Raw genomic sequence first — 16,198 nt, 5'->3', positions numbered from 1 at the left:
CTGACGGTCAACCTAGCGCATCGATCAGCCAAGTGAAGTCACGATCCTGCCGCCTCCGACAGGGCCCGTGGCAAAGCCGTCCGCAATGCGTCCATGTCCGCTGCCGTGCCACAACTGATGCGGATGCAGCGGTCCAGCGGTGCAACGCCCGGCATTCGAACGAAAATGTCTTGCGCGATCAGCGCCGCCAGAACACGCCGGGCGAAATCACCGTCACGTCCGCAATCGACGGCGACGAAGTTGGTGGCCGAGGGCAAGGGGATCAGCCCGTTCTGCCGGGCAATTGCGGCGATCGCATCGCGGGACTGCGCCACCCGCGCCTGCACTTCGGCCAGCCAGTCGGTATCGGCCAATGCGGCCACCGCCCCGGCCTGTGCGACGCGGCCCAACCCGAAATGGTTGCGCACCTTGTCGAAGGCCCGGATCAGACCGGCTTCGCCGATGGCATATCCGACCCGCATACCGGCAAGGCCGTGTGCCTTGGAGAACGTCCGCAAGCGGATGACGCGAACATCGTCCGTGTCTAGTGGTGGGACGGCTTCGGGCGGGGCAAGGTCGGCATAGGCCTCGTCCAGACACAGCAGCGTGCCGTCAGGCAGCGCGTCGAGCATGCAGGTAACGGTCTCTGCGTCGTGCCAGCTTCCCATCGGATTGTCCGGGTTGGCCAGATAGATCAATTTCGCGCCAACTTCGGCCGCCTTCGCGACCAGTGCAGCCGTATCCTCGTGATTGCCCGCATAGGGCACACGGTGCAGGCTGCCTCCAAATCCCGCGACATGATAGTTGAATGTCGGATAGGCGCCCTCCGAGGTGACGACTGCATCCCCCGGTTCAACCAACAGCCGCACCAGATAGCCGAGCAACCCGTCGATACCTTCGCCCGCCACGATGTTCGTGGCGTCGATGCCATGGTGGTCGGCAAGGGCGGTGCGCAGGGCGTGATATTCCGGGTCGCCATACATCCAGGCATCCTGCGTCACGGCTGTCATCGCGGCCATGGCGCGGGGTGACGGGCCGAACGCACTCTCGTTCGCGCCCAGACGTGCGGCAAAAGGCGCGCCGCGCGCGCGTTCCTGCGCTTCGGGTCCGACGAAGGGAACGGATGCGGGAAGGCTCTGGGCCAGAGAGGTCAGTTTTACCGGCGATGATTTTGTCATTGCAGGGCCTCGCTCCGGTCGACGACATGCAGAAGCGGCATGCCTGCCTCGCCCCGTCGAATGTTTTCGGCCACCACGCGTGCCGCAGTCGCAGGTCGCGTTGTCGAAGCGATGTGCGGGGTGACGGTTACCCTGGGGTGTGTGCGGAACGGGTGATCGTCGGGCAGCGGCTCGATCCGAAACGTATCCAGCGTGGCGTGACCCAGCGGCCCGTCCAGCGCCTGCAGCAGCGCGCCATCGTCTACGAGGGCACCGCGACCGGGGTTCAGCAACACCGCTCCGGGCCGCATCCAGGCCAGTGTTTCCGCGTTCATCAGGTTTTCGGTCGATCGCGTGTGCGGCGTCAGAAGGACGACGATCTCGGCTCCGGACAGCACGTCTTTCAGGCCATCGCGGCCCGTCACCGACCGGACACCCGCGACCGTCTTGGGGCTGCGCGACCAGCCGGTAACCGGAAATCCCAAACCCACGAGTGCTGAAGCGCAGGCCGTTCCCAGCTCGCCCATTCCCAGCATTGCAATGGGGCGGTCTGCCGCAAGCGGCGGGGACTTGGTGTCCCAGCCGATCATGGGACGGACCAGATGTGCATCGATTCCCAGATGGTGACGCAGCACATGCCCGGTGACCCATTCCACCATGCCGCGTGTCAGGCCGTTGTCGACCATCCGGCACAGCGGTGCAATCAGACTGCGGTTCCCCTCCACATCTTCGACCCCGGCCCACAGATTCAGCACGCCCTTCAGTCTTGTGTAAGGCGCGAAATTCTGAAGGTCGGAGTTCGGGGCGTAAACGATCCAGTCAATACTTGCCGGGTCCGGACGGTCGCTCAACTGGACAATTTCTGCCGTGACCCCGGCCTCGGCCAAGGCGGTCGGCAGGACGCCGCGATACTCCTCCCACCGATCCGGTCGCGCGGCGAAAAGCACCCGCGTCACGTGGCAAAGGCTCCGGCCGGATCCTGCATGCCTTTGAATTCCAGCGGATTACCAAACGGGTCCAGCAAAAACATTGTTGCCTGTTCACCTGGTTGTCCTGCGAACCGCAGCACCGGTTCGATCAAGAACTCCGTCGCTGCTGCCTCCAGTCGATCGGCCAGCGCGCGCCAGTTAGTCATTGGCAACAGCACCCCGAAGTGCGGCATCGGGACCATGTGATCCCCGACCCGGCCCGTCGGGCGATGATCGAACGGCTCGCCCAGATGCAGGCTTATCTGATGGCCGAAGAAATCGAAGTCGACCCATGTATCGGTCGAGCGTCCCTCGGCGCAACCCAGCAGGCCTCCGTAGAAGGCGCGTGCACCGTCCAGATCACGGACATTGAAGGCAAGGTGAAATATGCTCATGCGCCGGTTCTAGCGCTTTGGACTGTGGGTGAAAAACAAAGAATCGATATGGCTGAGTTCACGAAGCAAGTATCCTCTTGGCACAAATATCTCGGGGGTCTGGGGGCTGGCCCCCAGCCTGTTCAACTGGGATCGCGCCACAGATTGACGATTGGATAGCGACGATCCAGCCAGAACGCGCGCTGCGACAGACGCGCGCCCGGGGCAGATTGAAAGCGCTTGTATTCGCTTAGATAGATTAGCTTCTCGATGTGTTTCACGACATCACGGTCATGACCGGACGCGACAATTTCGGCAACGGATTGCTCAGCGTCGATCAGACGTTTCAGAATATCGTCAAGAACCGGATAGGGCGGCAACGAGTCCTCGTCCTTCTGATCGTCGCGCAATTCAGCCGAGGGTGGTTTGTCGATCACGCGTTCCGGCATGACTTCGCCCGCCGGTCCTTTGAACCAGTCCATCGTATTGGCGTTACGCCAGCGGCAAACCTCGAACAGATCGGTCTTGTAGAGGTCCTTCACCGGGTTATAGCCGCCTGCCATGTCGCCATAGATCGTGGAGTATCCGACCGCGACTTCGGATTTGTTGCCCGTCGTCAAAAGCATCGCGCCAAATTTGTTGGACAACGCCATCAGCAGCAGGCCGCGTAGACGGGACTGGATATTTTCCTCGGTCAGATCAGGCGTCGTGCCCTCGAAAAGCGGTTCCAACGCCTCGGTCACGGCGGCACGCGGACCGGAGATCGGCAGGATATCCAGTCTGCACCCCAGGCGGTCGGCAACGCCGCGTGCATCCTCCAGCGAATGTTCCGACGTGTATTCCGAGGGCAGCATCACGCAATGCACGTTTTCGGGGCCCAGGGCGTCGGTCGCGATGGCCGCCACGATGGCGCTGTCGACGCCTCCCGACAGGCCCAGAACGGCGCGGTCGAAGCCCGCCTTGACCATATAATCGCGCAGCGCCACGACCATGGCGGTATAGTCGGCGCCAGGGCCGTCGGGTTGCGGCGCCTTGTTGCCATCGCGGGCGCGCCAGCCGTCGGGAGTGTCGTCAAAGTCGATATGGACGACGCTCGATTCGAACGAGGGCAGGTGATGCGTCAACTGACCACCGGGGTTCAGGACGAAGCTGGCACCATCGAAGATCTGGTCGTCCTGTCCGCCGACCATGTTCAGATAGATCAGCGGCAGCCGGGTCTCGACCGTCCGCGCAACCATGAGGGAATATCGGACGTCCTGCTTGCCGCGGAAATAGGGGCTGCCGTTCGGAACAAGCAGGATTTCAGCCCCGGTTTCAGCCAGGGTTTCGGTGACATCGTCGTACCAGGCATCTTCGCAGATCGGCGTACCGATGCGGACCGGGCCGATAGTGTAGGGGCCGGAGATGTCGCCCGACGCGAAATACCGCTTTTCGTCGAATACCTTGTAATTCGGCAGGTGATGCTTGTGGATTTCGGCCACGATCTTGCCAGCCCGTGCCACGACATAGCTGTTGAACGGCTTTTCTTCTCCTTCGGGCCAAGCCGCCAGCCCGATCGCCAGCGCGGGGCCTTCGGAACAATCGGCCACCAGCGTGTCCAACACGGCGCGGGCGTGGGCGGCGAAGGCAGGTTTCCGGACCAGATCCTGCGGCTGATAGCCGGTCAGAAACATTTCGGGCAGGGCGACCATGTCGGCCCCGGCATTCTTGGCGGTTGTCCAGGCACCACGAGCCTGTGCGGCGTTGCCCTCCAGATCGCCCATTGTAGCGTTCAACTGGGCAAGGGTCAGGCGGAACGTGTCGGACATTCAGGGTCTCCGGGCGCGCGGGTCGGCGGTGTTGGTCTGGGGCTGGGGCCGGACCTAGCGCGGCGCGCCCGCGGGGGGAAGCGCCGATGCCGATGCCGCCTGTGCATCTCCCGTTGCCTGTCGGCCCCCATTTGCCTAGCCTGTCAGGCAACAAACGGACGATGAGGGGGCAAGGTGATGAACGGGCTGATCAGGACCGCAGTATTGACGATGGTGGTGGCGCTGGCCGGCATTGCGGACGCGCAGGAGGTCATCACCAAGCAATACGACGAGGGTGGCGTCTATGAAGGAACATTCCTGAACGGCAAACAGCACGGAACGGGCACCTATACCCTGCCGTCGGGTTATACCTACAGCGGCGAATGGGCCAACGGCGAAATCGTCGGTCAAGGCCGCGCCGTGTTTCCGGACGGCTCGATCTATGAAGGTGCCTTCGAACGGGGGGAACCCAATGGCACCGGCACGATCATTTTTGCCGACGGCGCGACCTATACCGGCGAATGGGTCGATGGCCGGATCGAAGGCGAGGGCGTTGCGGATTACGCCAATGGCACTCGCTATACCGGCAGTTTCGTCAATGCCGTTCACGATGGCGAAGGCGTGATGGAGGCGGCCAACGGCTATCGTTACGAAGGTGGCTGGGTCGCGGGCGAAAAGTCCGGCATCGGGCGGATCACCTATCCCGATGGCTCGACCTACGAGGGTCAGATGGCTGGCAACGTACGTTCGGGGCAGGGCATTTTGCGGACTCCGGACGGGCTGATCTATGACGGGTTGTGGGAAAACGGTCAGATCAACGGCACCGGCACACTGACGCAGGGAAACGGCGACGTATATGTCGGCACGCTGGTAGACGGCAAACGCGAAGGGAAGGGCCGCGTCACCTATGCCAACGGTGACGTCTATGAGGGCGAATTCAAGGCCGATCGCCGTGATGGTCAGGGCACCTTCACCGGCACCGATGGCTACAAATACACCGGCAGCTGGTCAGAAGGTCGGATCGAAGGGTCAGGCGAAGTGATCTATCCCGATGGCTCGGTCTATGTCGGGCAGTTCCAGAACGATCTGGCGGATGGCACCGGCAAGATTACCTATCAGGATGGCGGCATTTACGAAGGCGAATGGAAGGAGGGTGTGATCGACGGTGAAGGCCGCGCGACCTATCCCAACGGCCTGGTCTACGAGGGCGGGTTCGTGAACGCACAGAACCACGGATTCGGCGTCATGACATTCTCGGACGGGTATCGGTATGAGGGCGACTGGGCCGAAGGCCTGCGTCACGGGCAGGGCAAGGCCACCTATGCCGATGGCACTGTCTATGAAGGCGGATTCATCCGGGGTCAGCGCGAGGGTCAGGGCACGATCCAGATGGCCGACGGATTCAACTACACCGGAGGCTGGAACGACGGCGAGATCGAAGGCGAGGGGATCGCAACCTACGCCAATGGCGACGTCTACGAAGGCTCGTTCAAGGCCGGTCGTCGTGAAGGGCCGGGCACGATGCGCTATGCCACCGGGCAGGTTGAGACGGGTCTCTGGGAAGGCGGCGGTCTGGCGGAACGCGAGACGTCGGAGACAGCACCCGCAGCCGATGTCCCGGCTGCCGAATCCGCCCCGGCGCCCGAAGGGGCTGAAGCGCCAGTGGCACCGGGCAGCGACGGGTGAATTGGAGCGTCTGTCTGAGGTTGGGAGTGGGTAACGGGTCAATCGCTATACCCATGATGACAAGCGGGGCATGACCGATCACTCGGCCATGCCCCCTGTTCCGCCCGGAGTGAGCGGTGCGGGAACGACGATGTCAGTCTTTCGGAAGCGTTTCGGCGATTGATGCCCAGAGCCCGCTTAGCGATGGGCGCGCGGGGATGTCCACAATCGGCAGGTCGGCATCCAGCAAGGCATCAATGATCATCAATTGCTGAGATGGATCCGCAGCATTTTCGCGGATCAGCGCGACGACGGGCTGTCCATGTTCATCCACGATCAGAAGGTCGGCGGTCAGGCCCGTCAGGGGATCGGTGCCATCCGGGTTCGCAAGCGAGGTCAGAAAGCTGTTCAGGGCCACGCAGGCATGTAGTGAACAGGTCGGTGCCTCGGCCTCCATCCTGTCGGCGATCCAGTTATGCAGCTTCACATTTCGCACAGACATCAACGGACGGGTGCGAATGGTGCCTTCAGGGATCGCGTCTTGGGGTGCATTGGATTTTGTGCGGGACTTGCCCGGACGCGCCAGCGACTTCGCCCGTTCCACGGCAGTTTTCGCGACTGCGGATTTGGCGCCGCTCCATTCATTGGCCCAGCTTCCCGATCCGCGCGGCCCCGAAGCGTCTGCCTCCTTGCCGGTCGCAGCCACGGATGTGGAGCGCAGCCCCGCAATGCCGGATCTTGCGAGCCGGGTCACGGTTTTCATCATCAAGCGGTCGAACTGCATCTCATGTCCTCGACAATATCGTCTTTGGACACGGTTTGCCCCCAGTGGGCGGCGAAATTGCGGCGGCGCTTGGGTGAATCGGCGATATTGTCGCGGCCTATATACGGTCGCCCGCACCCAGTTTTCGCAAGATGTCAGAGGCCTCGGTCAGCACGGTCTGACGGTGATCCGCGTCCATCCGGTCCCAGGTGCGATACATCTGCGCCATCCGGGGATTGCCTTGGAACCTGTCGCGATGCCGATCCAGAAACCCCCAGTAGAGCAGGTTGAACGGGCAGGTGCCCTCGCCCGATTTCTGCCCCACGACATAGGCGCAGGTCTTGCAGTAGTCCGACATCCGGTTGATGTAATTTCCGCCCGAAACATAGGGTTTCGACGCCACCACGCCGCCGTCTGCGAACTGCGACATGCCGATCACGTTGGGTGCCTCGACCCATTCATAGGCATCGGCATAGACCACCAGATACCATTCATGCACCTGCGCCGGGTCCAGACCGGAAAGAATCGCGAAGTTGCCTGTTACCATGAGCCGCTGAATATGATGGGCATAGGCCTCGGCCATGGTGGTGCCGATGGTTTCGGACAGGCAGCGCATGTCGGTATCGCCAGTCCAATAGAATTCGGGCAGGTCGCGGTCTGCCCCCAGCGCGTTGCGGGAGGTGTAGTCCGGACCTTCGCGGAAATAGATCCCCCGGATGTACTCGCGCCAGCCGATGATCTGGCGGATGAATCCTTCGGCGGCGTTGATCGGAACATCGCCTGCCATCCAGGCGGCTTGGGCAGCATCGCAGACTTCGCGCCACCCCAGAAGGCCTGCGTTGAGGTAAGGGGATAGAAGCGCGTGGAACAGGAACGGCTCCCCGGTAACCATCGCGTCCTGGTAGTCTCCGAAAGTCGGAAGACTGTGTTGGACAAAATGCCCAAGACTTTCGAGGGCCATGTCGCGGCTGGTCCCGAACCAGAAGTCATTGACGGAACCATAGCGATCGCCGAAGCGGTTGCGCACCATTTCGATCACGTCGCGGGTAATCCTGTCGGGTTCGTGGCGCAGCGGTCCGGGCACGGTCAGCCCCCTGGGCGCGCGTTTGCGGTTGTCGTGGTCATAGTTCCATTTGCCACCCGCCGGCTTGTCGCCCTCCATCATCAGGCCGGTCTTGCGGCGCATCTCGCGATAGAACCATTCCATCCGAAGCTCCTTGCGGCCCTCGGCCCAACCCTCGAACTCTGCATGGGAACACAGGAAGCGGTCGTCGGGGAACAGATGGACAGGGATTGGCGCGTCCTCGAGTGCGGAAATCAGGCGAAATTCGCCCGGCTCGGTGCCGATCGCCTCGGTCGCACCCGTGGCTTCGGCCGCGCGCAGCAATTCGCCGGGAATGGACTGCGTATTGTCGGGGTCGTCCAGCGTGGCATAGCGGACGGTCCAGCCCTGTTTGCGCAGATGTGCCGCGTGCTTACGCATCGCGGAGAAAAGGAAGGCGATCTTCTTTGGATGGTGGGGAACGTAATCCGTCTCGGCCTGAACCTCGGCCATGACGATCACATCGCGGTCGGCGTCGCCTTCACGCAGGGCGCTCAGGTCGTCGGACAGTTGATCGCCCAGGATCAGAATCAGGCGCAGTTCACCACTCAACGCGTTTGCCCGCATAGTCGAAAAATCCGCCGGTGTCGTCGGGTGTAAGGTCCGTCAACACGCCAATCAGACGTTCCGCTGCATCCTTCGCGCTGATCTTCGGCGCGTTGTATCCTTCGGTGAACGGCGTTTCGACCGTTCCGGGGTGCAGGGCCACGACCACCGACCGTTTGTGCCTGCGCCCGATTTCGATCGCTGCGCCGTGGGTGATCTGGTTCGCCGCGGCCTTGGCGGCACGATAGGAATACCAGCCGCCCATGCGATTATCGCCGATGCTTCCCACCCGCGCCGTCAACACGCCGACGCGGGCATCATCGGCCAGAAGCGGTGCCAGATGTTGCAGGATAAGGGCCGGGCCGATGGCGTTCACGGCGAAGGTCCGGGCCATGGCGTCGGCGTCGATCGCGTCAAGCGCCTTTTCCGGCGCATGGCCGTCCGGGGCAAGGATGCCGGTCGCGATGAAGGCCAGATGGACCGGACCTTCGATACGGTTCATGACCCTGACGACCGACACCGGATCGGTGACGTCGAGACCATCGTCCCGTCGGCTGAGACGGGTGACGAAATGCTTTGCGTCCAGCCGGTCGGCCAAGGCCGCCCCGATACCGCCCGACGCGCCGATGACAAGTGCGTTGTCCATGTTTCCGATCTAGGCGGTGTCGTGGTGCCGTCCAGTGCGGGCGTCACTTCATGTCACGGGTCCAGACGCGTTCGATCCAGTCGGCGGAAAACCGATGACCGCCCGGATGGGTGCAGTACTCCAGATAAGTTTCCTCTTTGCCGTCCCATCGCTGACACGACAGCCCATCCGGGGCATCGACCGGACCCGCGGGTGTCAGGGCGCGGTCGCGGACATAGAATGCCAGTACTTCACCCATGTCGCCTTGCCGGGAGGAACCGATGGCCCGGCCGCCGATGGGGACCACGGTATCGGCGGTTCCGTGGTAATGCGTGACGGCGGCGTCAGCATCGCAGGACTGGGGTGGCTCTTTCCAGAATGTCCCCGACATCGGCACGAAAACCGCGAACAGATCGCCACCCTGACAGATTACGTTCCACGTCAGCATGCCGCCTGCCGAAAATCCGGCCAGCAGCATCCGGTCGGGGTCCAGCCCAAACTGCGCCACGACGTCAGCCTTGACCGCAGCAACATAGGCGATCTCGTCCCGCGGCGGATCGTTGCCATGTTCCGGCGCGTTCGGCAGCGCCCAGTCTTTGCCAACGGAGGCCAATGCCACCAGCGCCACGCCCAACCGGCCGGCCAAGGCCCGAAATCGGTCATTGCGCATCGTGCCTGCCGCCGACCCTCCGTAGCCATGGGCAAAGAAAATCGCGCCATCCGCCCCGCCATCGGGCACATAGATGCGATACGTTCCGCCCGGCACCTCGCAATCACTGTCGATGCCGCAGGCGGCAACAGGTGTGGCGAAAAGAGCGAGAAGAAGGATCAGGATTCGCATTTCGAAACCCTAGCGCGAAATCGGGGCTTTCTTTCCAGTCACGATTCCGTATCTTTGCGCCATGACGAAGATCCGACTGACCCTGGACCTGCTTCTTATCCGCTCCTGAGCGTGCCATTCGGCGCGGTCGCTCGGGAGGGATGCAGCGCCGGACAGGAAACGCAAAGCACAGGATCAGTCATCATGAACACCCCCGTAAAACCCACCGGCAATCGCGTCATAATTTTCGATACTACCCTGCGCGACGGCGAGCAGTCGCCAGGTGCCACGATGACCCACGACGAAAAGCTGGAGATCGCCTCCATGCTGGACGAGATGGGTGTCGACGTGATCGAGGCCGGGTTCCCCATCGCCTCGGACGGTGATTTCGCCGCCGTCTCAGACATTGCGAAAAACGCCGACCGGGCCACGATCTGCGGTCTGGCCCGCGCCAATCTGAAAGATATTGACCGTTGTTGGGAAGCTGTGAAACACGCAAAATCGCCGCGCATTCACACGTTTATCGGCACCTCGCCGCTGCACCGCGCCATTCCGAACCTGACCAGGGACGAGATGGCCGAGCGTATTCACGAGACGGTCACCCATGCCCGCAATCTGTGCGATAACGTACAATGGTCGCCTATGGATGCGACCCGGACCGAATGGGATTATCTGGCCCGAACGGTCGAGATCGCCATCAAGGCCGGGGCCACCACGATCAACATCCCCGATACCGTGGGCTATACCGCGCCAAACGAATCTGCCGAACTGATCCGCCGCCTGATCGCCGAAGTGCCCGGTGCGGATGAGATTATCTTTGCCACGCATTGTCACAACGATCTGGGGCTCGCGACGGCCAATTCGCTGGCCGCGGTCGAAGGCGGCGCGCGGCAGATCGAATGCACGATCAACGGGTTGGGCGAACGCGCGGGCAACACGGCGCTGGAAGAGGTCGTGATGGCACTGAAGGTGCGCCACGACATCATGCCGTTCACCACCGGCGTGGACAGTCGCAAACTGATGGCGATCTCGCGTCGCGTGGCATCGGTCTCGGGGTTTCCGGTGCAGTTCAACAAGGCCATCGTCGGCAAGAATGCCTTCGCTCACGAGAGCGGAATCCACCAGGACGGTATGCTGAAGAACGTGGAGACGTTCGAGATCATGCGCCCCGAAGACGTCGGCCTGTCTGAAACCTCATTGGTGATGGGCAAGCATTCGGGTCGCGCGGCGCTGCGGTCCAAGATGAAGGAACTGGGGTATGAACTGGCCGACAATCAGCTGGCCGATGTTTTCGTCCGCTTCAAAGCGCTGGCCGACCGCAAGAAAGAGGTCTTCGACGACGACCTGATCGCCCTGATGCAGGACGAGGAGCGGCAGGCCGAAGACCGCATCAAGGTCGAACGTCTGCGCGTCGTCTGCGGCACCGACGGCCCGCAGGAAGCCGAGCTGACCCTGACCATAGACGGCGAAGCGAAATCATCCGAGGCGACCGGCGACGGCCCGGTCGACGCGGCCTTCAACGCAGTCAAGGCACTGGTCCCGCATTCGGCCACGTTGCAGTTGTATCAGGTGTCGGCTGTGACCGAAGGCACCGATGCACAGGCCACTGTTACCGTGCGGATGGAGGAGGATGGACGAATCGTATCCGGCCAGTCTGCGGATACGGATACAGTCGTGGCAAGCGTTCGGGCCTACGTGAACGCGCTCAACCGACTGCTGATGCGGCGCGAGCGGGGCGGAACTGACGGGCGGGAGATTTCTTACAAGGACGTAGGCTGACTGGCTTGCGACACCGCCCCGGCAACCCTCCGCCGACCCCGTAGCACACGCGCACTGGACCCCACCCCCCCGGAGCCGCTACACCGCACCAAACCTTCCGGGCCAGCCGCCACGGAGGCGAGTATGGTTTGGGGAAAGTGGAATGAATATCTTCGGAAGCCTGTTCAGCTCGGACATGGCCATAGACCTCGGCACGGCGAACACGCTGGTCTACATCAAGGGCAAGGGGATCGTGCTGAACGAGCCATCGGTTGTCGCCTACCATATGAAGAATGGCCGCAAGGAAGTGCTGGCCGTGGGCGAGGATGCCAAACTGATGCTGGGTCGCACGCCAGGGTCCATCGAGGCGATACGGCCGATGCGCGAAGGTGTCATCGCCGATTTCGATGTGGCCGAGGAAATGATCAAGCACTTCATCCGCAAAGTGCATCGCCGCTCTACCTTCTCTAAGCCGAAGATCATCGTCTGTGTTCCCCACGGGGCCACGCCGGTTGAAAAGCGCGCCATTCGTCAGTCGGTTCTGGGCGCAGGTGCGCGCAAGGCGGGCCTGATCGCGGAACCTATCGCGGCGGCAATCGGGGCGGGTATGCCGATCACCGATCCAACCGGCAGCATGGTCGTCGACATAGGCGGCGGCACGGTCGAAGTGGCCGTGCTGTCGCTGGCTGATATCGTCTATGCGCGGTCGGTTCGTGTCGGCGGTGACCGGATGGACGAGGCGTTAATTTCTTATCTGCGCCGTCACCAGAACCTGTTGGTGGGCGAGGCTACGGCCGAGCGGATCAAGAAGGAAATCGGCACCGCCCGGATGCCGGAAAATGGGCGTGGCGAGGTCATGATGATCCGGGGTCGCGACCTGTTGAATGGTGTGCCAAAGGAAACCGAGATCAGTCAGGCGCAGGTCGCCGAGGCGCTGGCTGAGCCGGTGCAGCAGATCTGCGAAGCGGTGATGACGGCGCTGGAATCCACGCCGCCCGATCTGGCCGCCGATATCGTCGACCGCGGAGTGATGCTGACCGGCGGAGGGGCATTGCTGGGCGATCTGGACCTCGCCTTGCGCGAACAGACGGGCCTGAACATTTCGGTCGCCGACGAATGTCTGAACTGCGTGGCGCTGGGTACCGGCAAGGCGCTGGAATACGAGCGGCAGTTGAGCCACGTCATCGACTACGACAGCTGATCCGCCATGGCGCGGTCCCGGCCCGGCGAGGATATCTACGGCAAGCCGCTCCGGCGGCTTTTCGTGGCGCTGACCTGTACCGTTCTGATCGCGTTGCTTTTGCTCTGGCGGATCGACAATCCCCGTGCCGAACGCATTCGCGCGGCGCTGGTCGACCGGGTTGTTCCGAATTTCGAATGGGCATTGGCCCCGGTCACCTGGGCCGGTCGTCTGATCGAGGATTTCGAGGGCTACGCCCGCGTCTATGAGCAAAATCAGGAGCTGCGGCGTGAGTTGCAGCAAATGAAAGCCTGGCGCGAGGCCGCGATCCAGCTGGAGCAGGAAAACGCCCGTCTGTTGGACCTGAACAAGGTGCGCCTATCGCCGGGCCTGACCTATATTACCGGTGTGGTGCTGACCGATTCCGGCAGCCCTTTCCGGCGTTCAGTCCTTCTGAACATCGGGGCGGACGATGGCATCCGTGATGGCTGGGCAGCAATGGATGGACTGGGGCTTGTCGGACGCATTTCGGGCGTGGGCAACCGGACGGCCCGTGTTCTGTTGCTGACAGATGGAAACAGCCGTGTTCCGGTCACGATCCAGCCTTCGGGCAAGCGCGCGATTCTTGCGGGCGACACAACGTCCGCCCCCGTGCTGGAATTTGTCGAAAACCCGGACGACGTACGGGCCGGCGACCGTATCGTTACCAGTGGCGACGGTGGAGTGTTTCCTCCGGATCTGTCCGTCGGACAGATCGTGCGTGGGGCGGATGGGCGGCTGCGCGTCCGGTTGTCTGCGGATATCACGCGGCTGGAGTTTCTGAGGGTCCTGCGAACACGCGTGGCACAGGACATCTCCACCACCGGCGATCTGCTGCTGCCTGCGCCCGCACCGTTGCAGGGCCCGCCGATTCCGGAGGGCATCGCAGAACCGGATGCTGCCGCCGCCGCAAACGGGGGCTGAGATTATGGCGGCAAAGTCGATCTGGGGGTATCGGGCGACTTTCGTGGGTTTGTCGGCGCTGATATTTTTCTTTGCCCTGCTGCCATTCGATGCGGGTGACGGCAATGTGCCCGGACCAGACCTGGTCATTGCCCTGGTCGCGGCCTGGGTTTTGCGCCGTCCCGATTATCTGCCGGTTTGGCTTCTGGTGATCGTGTTGCTGCTGGGCGATTTCGTGTTGATGCGACCCTTGGGTCTCTGGACCCTGATCGTCTTTCTGATGAGCGAATATCTGCGCCGCCGGGTCGATCATGCCGAAGCGGCACCTTTCTGGTCCGAAGTTGGTGTGGTCTCGGTCTGTATCTTGGCGGCGTTTGCAGCAGATTACCTGGTGCTTGTGCTTCTTCTTGCTGAAACACCACCGATTCTGGGGCAGGGCTTGCACGCATTTGCAACCGTTGTCTTTTACCCTGCAGTCGCCATATTCTCACAGATGATCGGGGTTAGACGGCTTGCCCCCGGCGAGCTCGACAGCCTCGGCACTCGCGCCTGAGACCTCTATCGTTCAGCTTGCAAGGACGCGCCATGAAACGCAACGCACAGGATATCACTCTGTCGTCCCGGCGCGTTTCGCGTCGCGGTCTGATCTTGGGCGGTGTGCAGCTTGGGATCGGCGCTCTTGTATTGGGGCGGATGCGCTATCTGCAGGTGGACCAGGCCGATGAGTTTCTGCTGCTGGCGGAAGAAAACCGCATCAAGGTTCGCCTGATCGCGCCCGAACGCGGGGTGATTTACGACCGCAATGGCATCGAACTTGCTGGCAATGAGCAGATTTACCGCGTCTCGATGATCCGCCAGGATGCCGATGACGCGGATGCCGTGATCGCCAACCTGCGCGGTCTGGTGAAGCTGGACGAAGAGGTGTTGCAGCGAGCCCTGCGCGAGATGGATCGTCGTCCACATCAATCCGTCACGCTGGCCGACCGATTGACCTGGGACGAACTTTCGATGATTTCGGTCAACGTGCCCGCGCTGTCCGGGATCACGCCTGAAGTGGGACTTAGCCGCTCCTATCCGATGGGACCGGATTATGCCCATGTCATCGGCTATGTCGGAAGCGTGTCCGAGCGTGATATCGAGGATGCCGAAAACCCTGATCCGCTGTTGCTGACACCTCAGTTCCAGATCGGGAAAATCGGAGTCGAGCAGCGGTTGGAGGACGATTTGCGCGGGCGGGCGGGGGCCATGCGTGTCGAGCAGAATGCCGCGGGCCGTATCATGCGCGAGTTGGGGCGCACGGAATCCGGGCCCGGTGCCGATGTTCAGCTAACGATCGACGCGGGATTGCAGAACTTCACGCAGGCGCGCCTTGGCACGGAAAGCGCCAGCGCTGTGGTGATGGATGTGCTCAATGGTGATATTGTCGCCGCTGTGTCTTCGCCGTCATACGATCCGAACATGTTCGTTTCGGGCATAAGCGTGCCAGATTATTCCGGCCTTCGCGACAACGATCGCCGCCCCTTGCACAACAAGATCGTGCAGGGCCTGTACCCCCCCGGATCGACGTTCAAAATGGCAGTAATTATGGCAGCCATGGAAGCGGAGGTCATCACACCTGACGAACAGATCTATTGCGGCGGCTATATCAATGTCTCCAACCGCCGGTTCCATTGCTGGAAGCGCGGGGGTCATGGCAATGTGGATATGGCGAAATCGCTGCGCGAAAGCTGCGACATTTATTATTATGAAATGGCGCAAAGAACAGGGATCGACAACATCGCCAGGATGGCGCGCAGGTTGGGGCTGGGTATCGCGCATGATATCGAGATGACGTCGATCAGCGAAGGGCTGATCCCTGATCGCGACTGGAAACGCACCCGACGGGGCGAGGACTGGTATGTCGGCGATAGCCTGAATGCGGCCATCGGGCAGGGGTATGTCCTGACCTCTCCGTTGCAATTGGCCGTGATGACAGCCCGCATTGCGTCGGGGTTGGAGGTCAACCCCCGGATGGTCCGTTCGGTCGGTGGTGTGGCGCGCCCTTCGGGTGTCCAGGGGCCGCTGGACCTGCCGCGCAGTTGGTTGGATCGTGCGCGCGACGGCATGTTTCAGGTGGTGAACGCCCCCAAAGGCACGGCAGGGGGGTCCAAATTCGACCTGGCGGGCATGAAATGGGCCGGAAAGACCGGCACCAGTCAGGTTCGCAACATCACGACAGCCGAACGTGCGAAGGGCGTGATCAGCAACGAAGATCTGCCATGGGACCGGAGGGATCATGCCCTTTTCGTCGGATATGGTCCTTATGAAAACCCCAGGTATTCTGTCTCGGTCGTAGTTGAACACGGTGGCGGCGGATCTACTGTGGCGGCACCTATCGCCCGCGATATCATGCTCTATGCGCTCAACAACGGGATGCCGCCGCTTGACGCCTATCCCAGCCGGGACCGTGAAAAGGTCGAGGGTATTCTGTCCAATCTAAAGCTGAATCCTGCAATATCCAGCCGAACTTCGGGCACATCGGAAGCATGATGC

At 62.1% G+C, this 16,198-nt stretch carries 14 protein-coding genes; 6 read left to right on the top strand and 8 right to left on the bottom strand.

Translation table 11 applies throughout. The features are described from left to right. Window positions 1-38 precede the first annotated feature (38 nt). The 4 genes from AC13C2_RS06560 to AC13C2_RS06545 all read right to left on the bottom strand — a co-directional run bounded on the left by AC13C2_RS06560 (window position 39) and on the right by AC13C2_RS06545 (window position 4,286). The gene (locus AC13C2_RS06560; protein WP_092764111.1) at window positions 39-1,157 is read right to left on the bottom strand and encodes a pyridoxal phosphate-dependent aminotransferase; all 1,119 of its coding nucleotides are present in this window, start codon (window positions 1,155-1,157) and stop codon (window positions 39-41) included. Further along, window positions 1,154-2,092 carry a 2-hydroxyacid dehydrogenase gene (locus tag AC13C2_RS06555; protein ID WP_482886281.1) on the bottom strand — a complete coding sequence of 313 codons (939 nt, stop codon included), beginning with the start codon at window positions 2,090-2,092 and terminating at the stop codon, window positions 1,154-1,156. The genes AC13C2_RS06560 and AC13C2_RS06555 overlap by 4 nt, the downstream gene beginning before the upstream one ends. After that, entirely contained in the window at window positions 2,089-2,499 is a 411-nt protein-coding gene (locus AC13C2_RS06550) for a VOC family protein (protein ID WP_092764115.1), read from the bottom strand. Before AC13C2_RS06550 ends, AC13C2_RS06555 begins: the two co-directional genes overlap by 4 nt. A gap of 122 nt (window positions 2,500-2,621) precedes the next feature. Then, window positions 2,622-4,286, bottom strand: a complete 1,665-nt coding sequence (locus tag AC13C2_RS06545) for an NAD+ synthase (protein WP_482886280.1) — start codon at window positions 4,284-4,286, stop codon at window positions 2,622-2,624. 177 nt (window positions 4,287-4,463) lie between these two features. Here AC13C2_RS06545 and AC13C2_RS06540 point away from each other — a divergent pair, with 177 nt between their 5' ends. Further along, on the top strand, window positions 4,464-5,951 hold the full coding sequence (locus AC13C2_RS06540; RefSeq protein WP_482886279.1) for an MORN repeat-containing protein: 1,488 nt from the start codon (window positions 4,464-4,466) through the stop codon (window positions 5,949-5,951). A 133-nt stretch (window positions 5,952-6,084) separates the two neighbouring features. Here AC13C2_RS06540 and AC13C2_RS06535 read toward each other — a convergent pair whose 3' ends face one another. From AC13C2_RS06535 to AC13C2_RS06520, 4 genes are all read right to left on the bottom strand, one after another. Continuing rightward, entirely contained in the window at window positions 6,085-6,714 is a 630-nt protein-coding gene (locus AC13C2_RS06535; RefSeq protein ID WP_482886278.1) for a hypothetical protein, read from the bottom strand. Window positions 6,715-6,811: 97 nt separating this feature from the next. Then, on the bottom strand, window positions 6,812-8,347 hold the full coding sequence (locus AC13C2_RS06530) for a cryptochrome/photolyase family protein (RefSeq protein WP_482886277.1): 1,536 nt from the start codon (window positions 8,345-8,347) through the stop codon (window positions 6,812-6,814). Continuing rightward, complete coding sequence (locus AC13C2_RS06525; RefSeq protein WP_092764127.1) at window positions 8,337-8,987, bottom strand: SDR family NAD(P)-dependent oxidoreductase; 651 nt, start codon at window positions 8,985-8,987, stop codon at window positions 8,337-8,339. Before AC13C2_RS06525 ends, AC13C2_RS06530 begins: the two co-directional genes overlap by 11 nt. A 43-nt stretch (window positions 8,988-9,030) precedes the next feature. Beyond that, entirely contained in the window at window positions 9,031-9,807 is a 777-nt protein-coding gene (locus AC13C2_RS06520) for a CE1 family esterase (RefSeq protein WP_482886276.1), read from the bottom strand. A 183-nt stretch (window positions 9,808-9,990) separates the two neighbouring features. Here AC13C2_RS06520 and AC13C2_RS06515 point away from each other — a divergent pair, with 183 nt between their 5' ends. The 5 genes from AC13C2_RS06515 (at window position 9,991) to mrdA (ending at window position 16,195) form a co-directional block, all read left to right on the top strand. After that, window positions 9,991-11,565, top strand: a complete 1,575-nt coding sequence (locus AC13C2_RS06515; RefSeq protein ID WP_482886275.1) for a 2-isopropylmalate synthase — start codon at window positions 9,991-9,993, stop codon at window positions 11,563-11,565. Window positions 11,566-11,707: 142 nt separating this feature from the next. Further along, window positions 11,708-12,745 carry a rod shape-determining protein gene (locus AC13C2_RS06510; protein ID WP_092764134.1) on the top strand — a complete coding sequence of 346 codons (1,038 nt, stop codon included), beginning with the start codon at window positions 11,708-11,710 and terminating at the stop codon, window positions 12,743-12,745. Between the two features lie 6 nt (window positions 12,746-12,751). Beyond that, window positions 12,752-13,687: a rod shape-determining protein MreC gene (gene mreC / locus AC13C2_RS06505; protein ID WP_339642859.1), complete on the top strand. Its 936-nt coding sequence runs from the start codon at window positions 12,752-12,754 to the stop codon at window positions 13,685-13,687. Between the two features lie 4 nt (window positions 13,688-13,691). Beyond that, window positions 13,692-14,219, top strand: coding sequence for a rod shape-determining protein MreD (locus AC13C2_RS06500; protein ID WP_139204722.1), 528 nt, complete (start codon window positions 13,692-13,694; stop codon window positions 14,217-14,219). A gap of 32 nt (window positions 14,220-14,251) precedes the next feature. After that, window positions 14,252-16,195 carry a penicillin-binding protein 2 gene (gene mrdA, locus AC13C2_RS06495; RefSeq protein WP_482886274.1) on the top strand — a complete coding sequence of 648 codons (1,944 nt, stop codon included), beginning with the start codon at window positions 14,252-14,254 and terminating at the stop codon, window positions 16,193-16,195. The last annotated feature ends 3 nt before the right edge of the window (window positions 16,196-16,198 follow it).

The organism is Jannaschia sp. L-14R, assembly GCF_056857695.1.
This window is presented reverse-complemented; position numbering and strand designations above follow the sequence as displayed.

What these genes read in the sequence shown, in the direction of transcription:
- AC13C2_RS06560 (WP_092764111.1), bottom strand. Translation starts at nt 1,157, where the DNA reads ATGACAAAATCATCGCCGGTAAAACTGACCTCTCTGGCCCAGAGCCTT.
- AC13C2_RS06550 (WP_092764115.1), bottom strand. Translation starts at nt 2,499, where the DNA reads ATGAGCATATTTCACCTTGCCTTCAATGTCCGTGATCTGGACGGTGCA.
- AC13C2_RS06545 (WP_482886280.1), bottom strand. Translation starts at nt 4,286, where the DNA reads ATGTCCGACACGTTCCGCCTGACCCTTGCCCAGTTGAACGCTACAATG.
- AC13C2_RS06540 (WP_482886279.1), top strand. Translation starts at nt 4,464, where the DNA reads ATGAACGGGCTGATCAGGACCGCAGTATTGACGATGGTGGTGGCGCTG.
- AC13C2_RS06535 (WP_482886278.1), bottom strand. Translation starts at nt 6,714, where the DNA reads ATGCAGTTCGACCGCTTGATGATGAAAACCGTGACCCGGCTCGCAAGA.
- AC13C2_RS06525 (WP_092764127.1), bottom strand. Translation starts at nt 8,987, where the DNA reads ATGGACAACGCACTTGTCATCGGCGCGTCGGGCGGTATCGGGGCGGCC.
- AC13C2_RS06520 (WP_482886276.1), bottom strand. Translation starts at nt 9,807, where the DNA reads ATGCGAATCCTGATCCTTCTTCTCGCTCTTTTCGCCACACCTGTTGCC.
- AC13C2_RS06515 (WP_482886275.1), top strand. Translation starts at nt 9,991, where the DNA reads ATGAACACCCCCGTAAAACCCACCGGCAATCGCGTCATAATTTTCGAT.
- AC13C2_RS06510 (WP_092764134.1), top strand. Translation starts at nt 11,708, where the DNA reads ATGAATATCTTCGGAAGCCTGTTCAGCTCGGACATGGCCATAGACCTC.
- mreC (WP_339642859.1), top strand. Translation starts at nt 12,752, where the DNA reads ATGGCGCGGTCCCGGCCCGGCGAGGATATCTACGGCAAGCCGCTCCGG.
- AC13C2_RS06500 (WP_139204722.1), top strand. Translation starts at nt 13,692, where the DNA reads ATGGCGGCAAAGTCGATCTGGGGGTATCGGGCGACTTTCGTGGGTTTG.
- mrdA (WP_482886274.1), top strand. Translation starts at nt 14,252, where the DNA reads ATGAAACGCAACGCACAGGATATCACTCTGTCGTCCCGGCGCGTTTCG.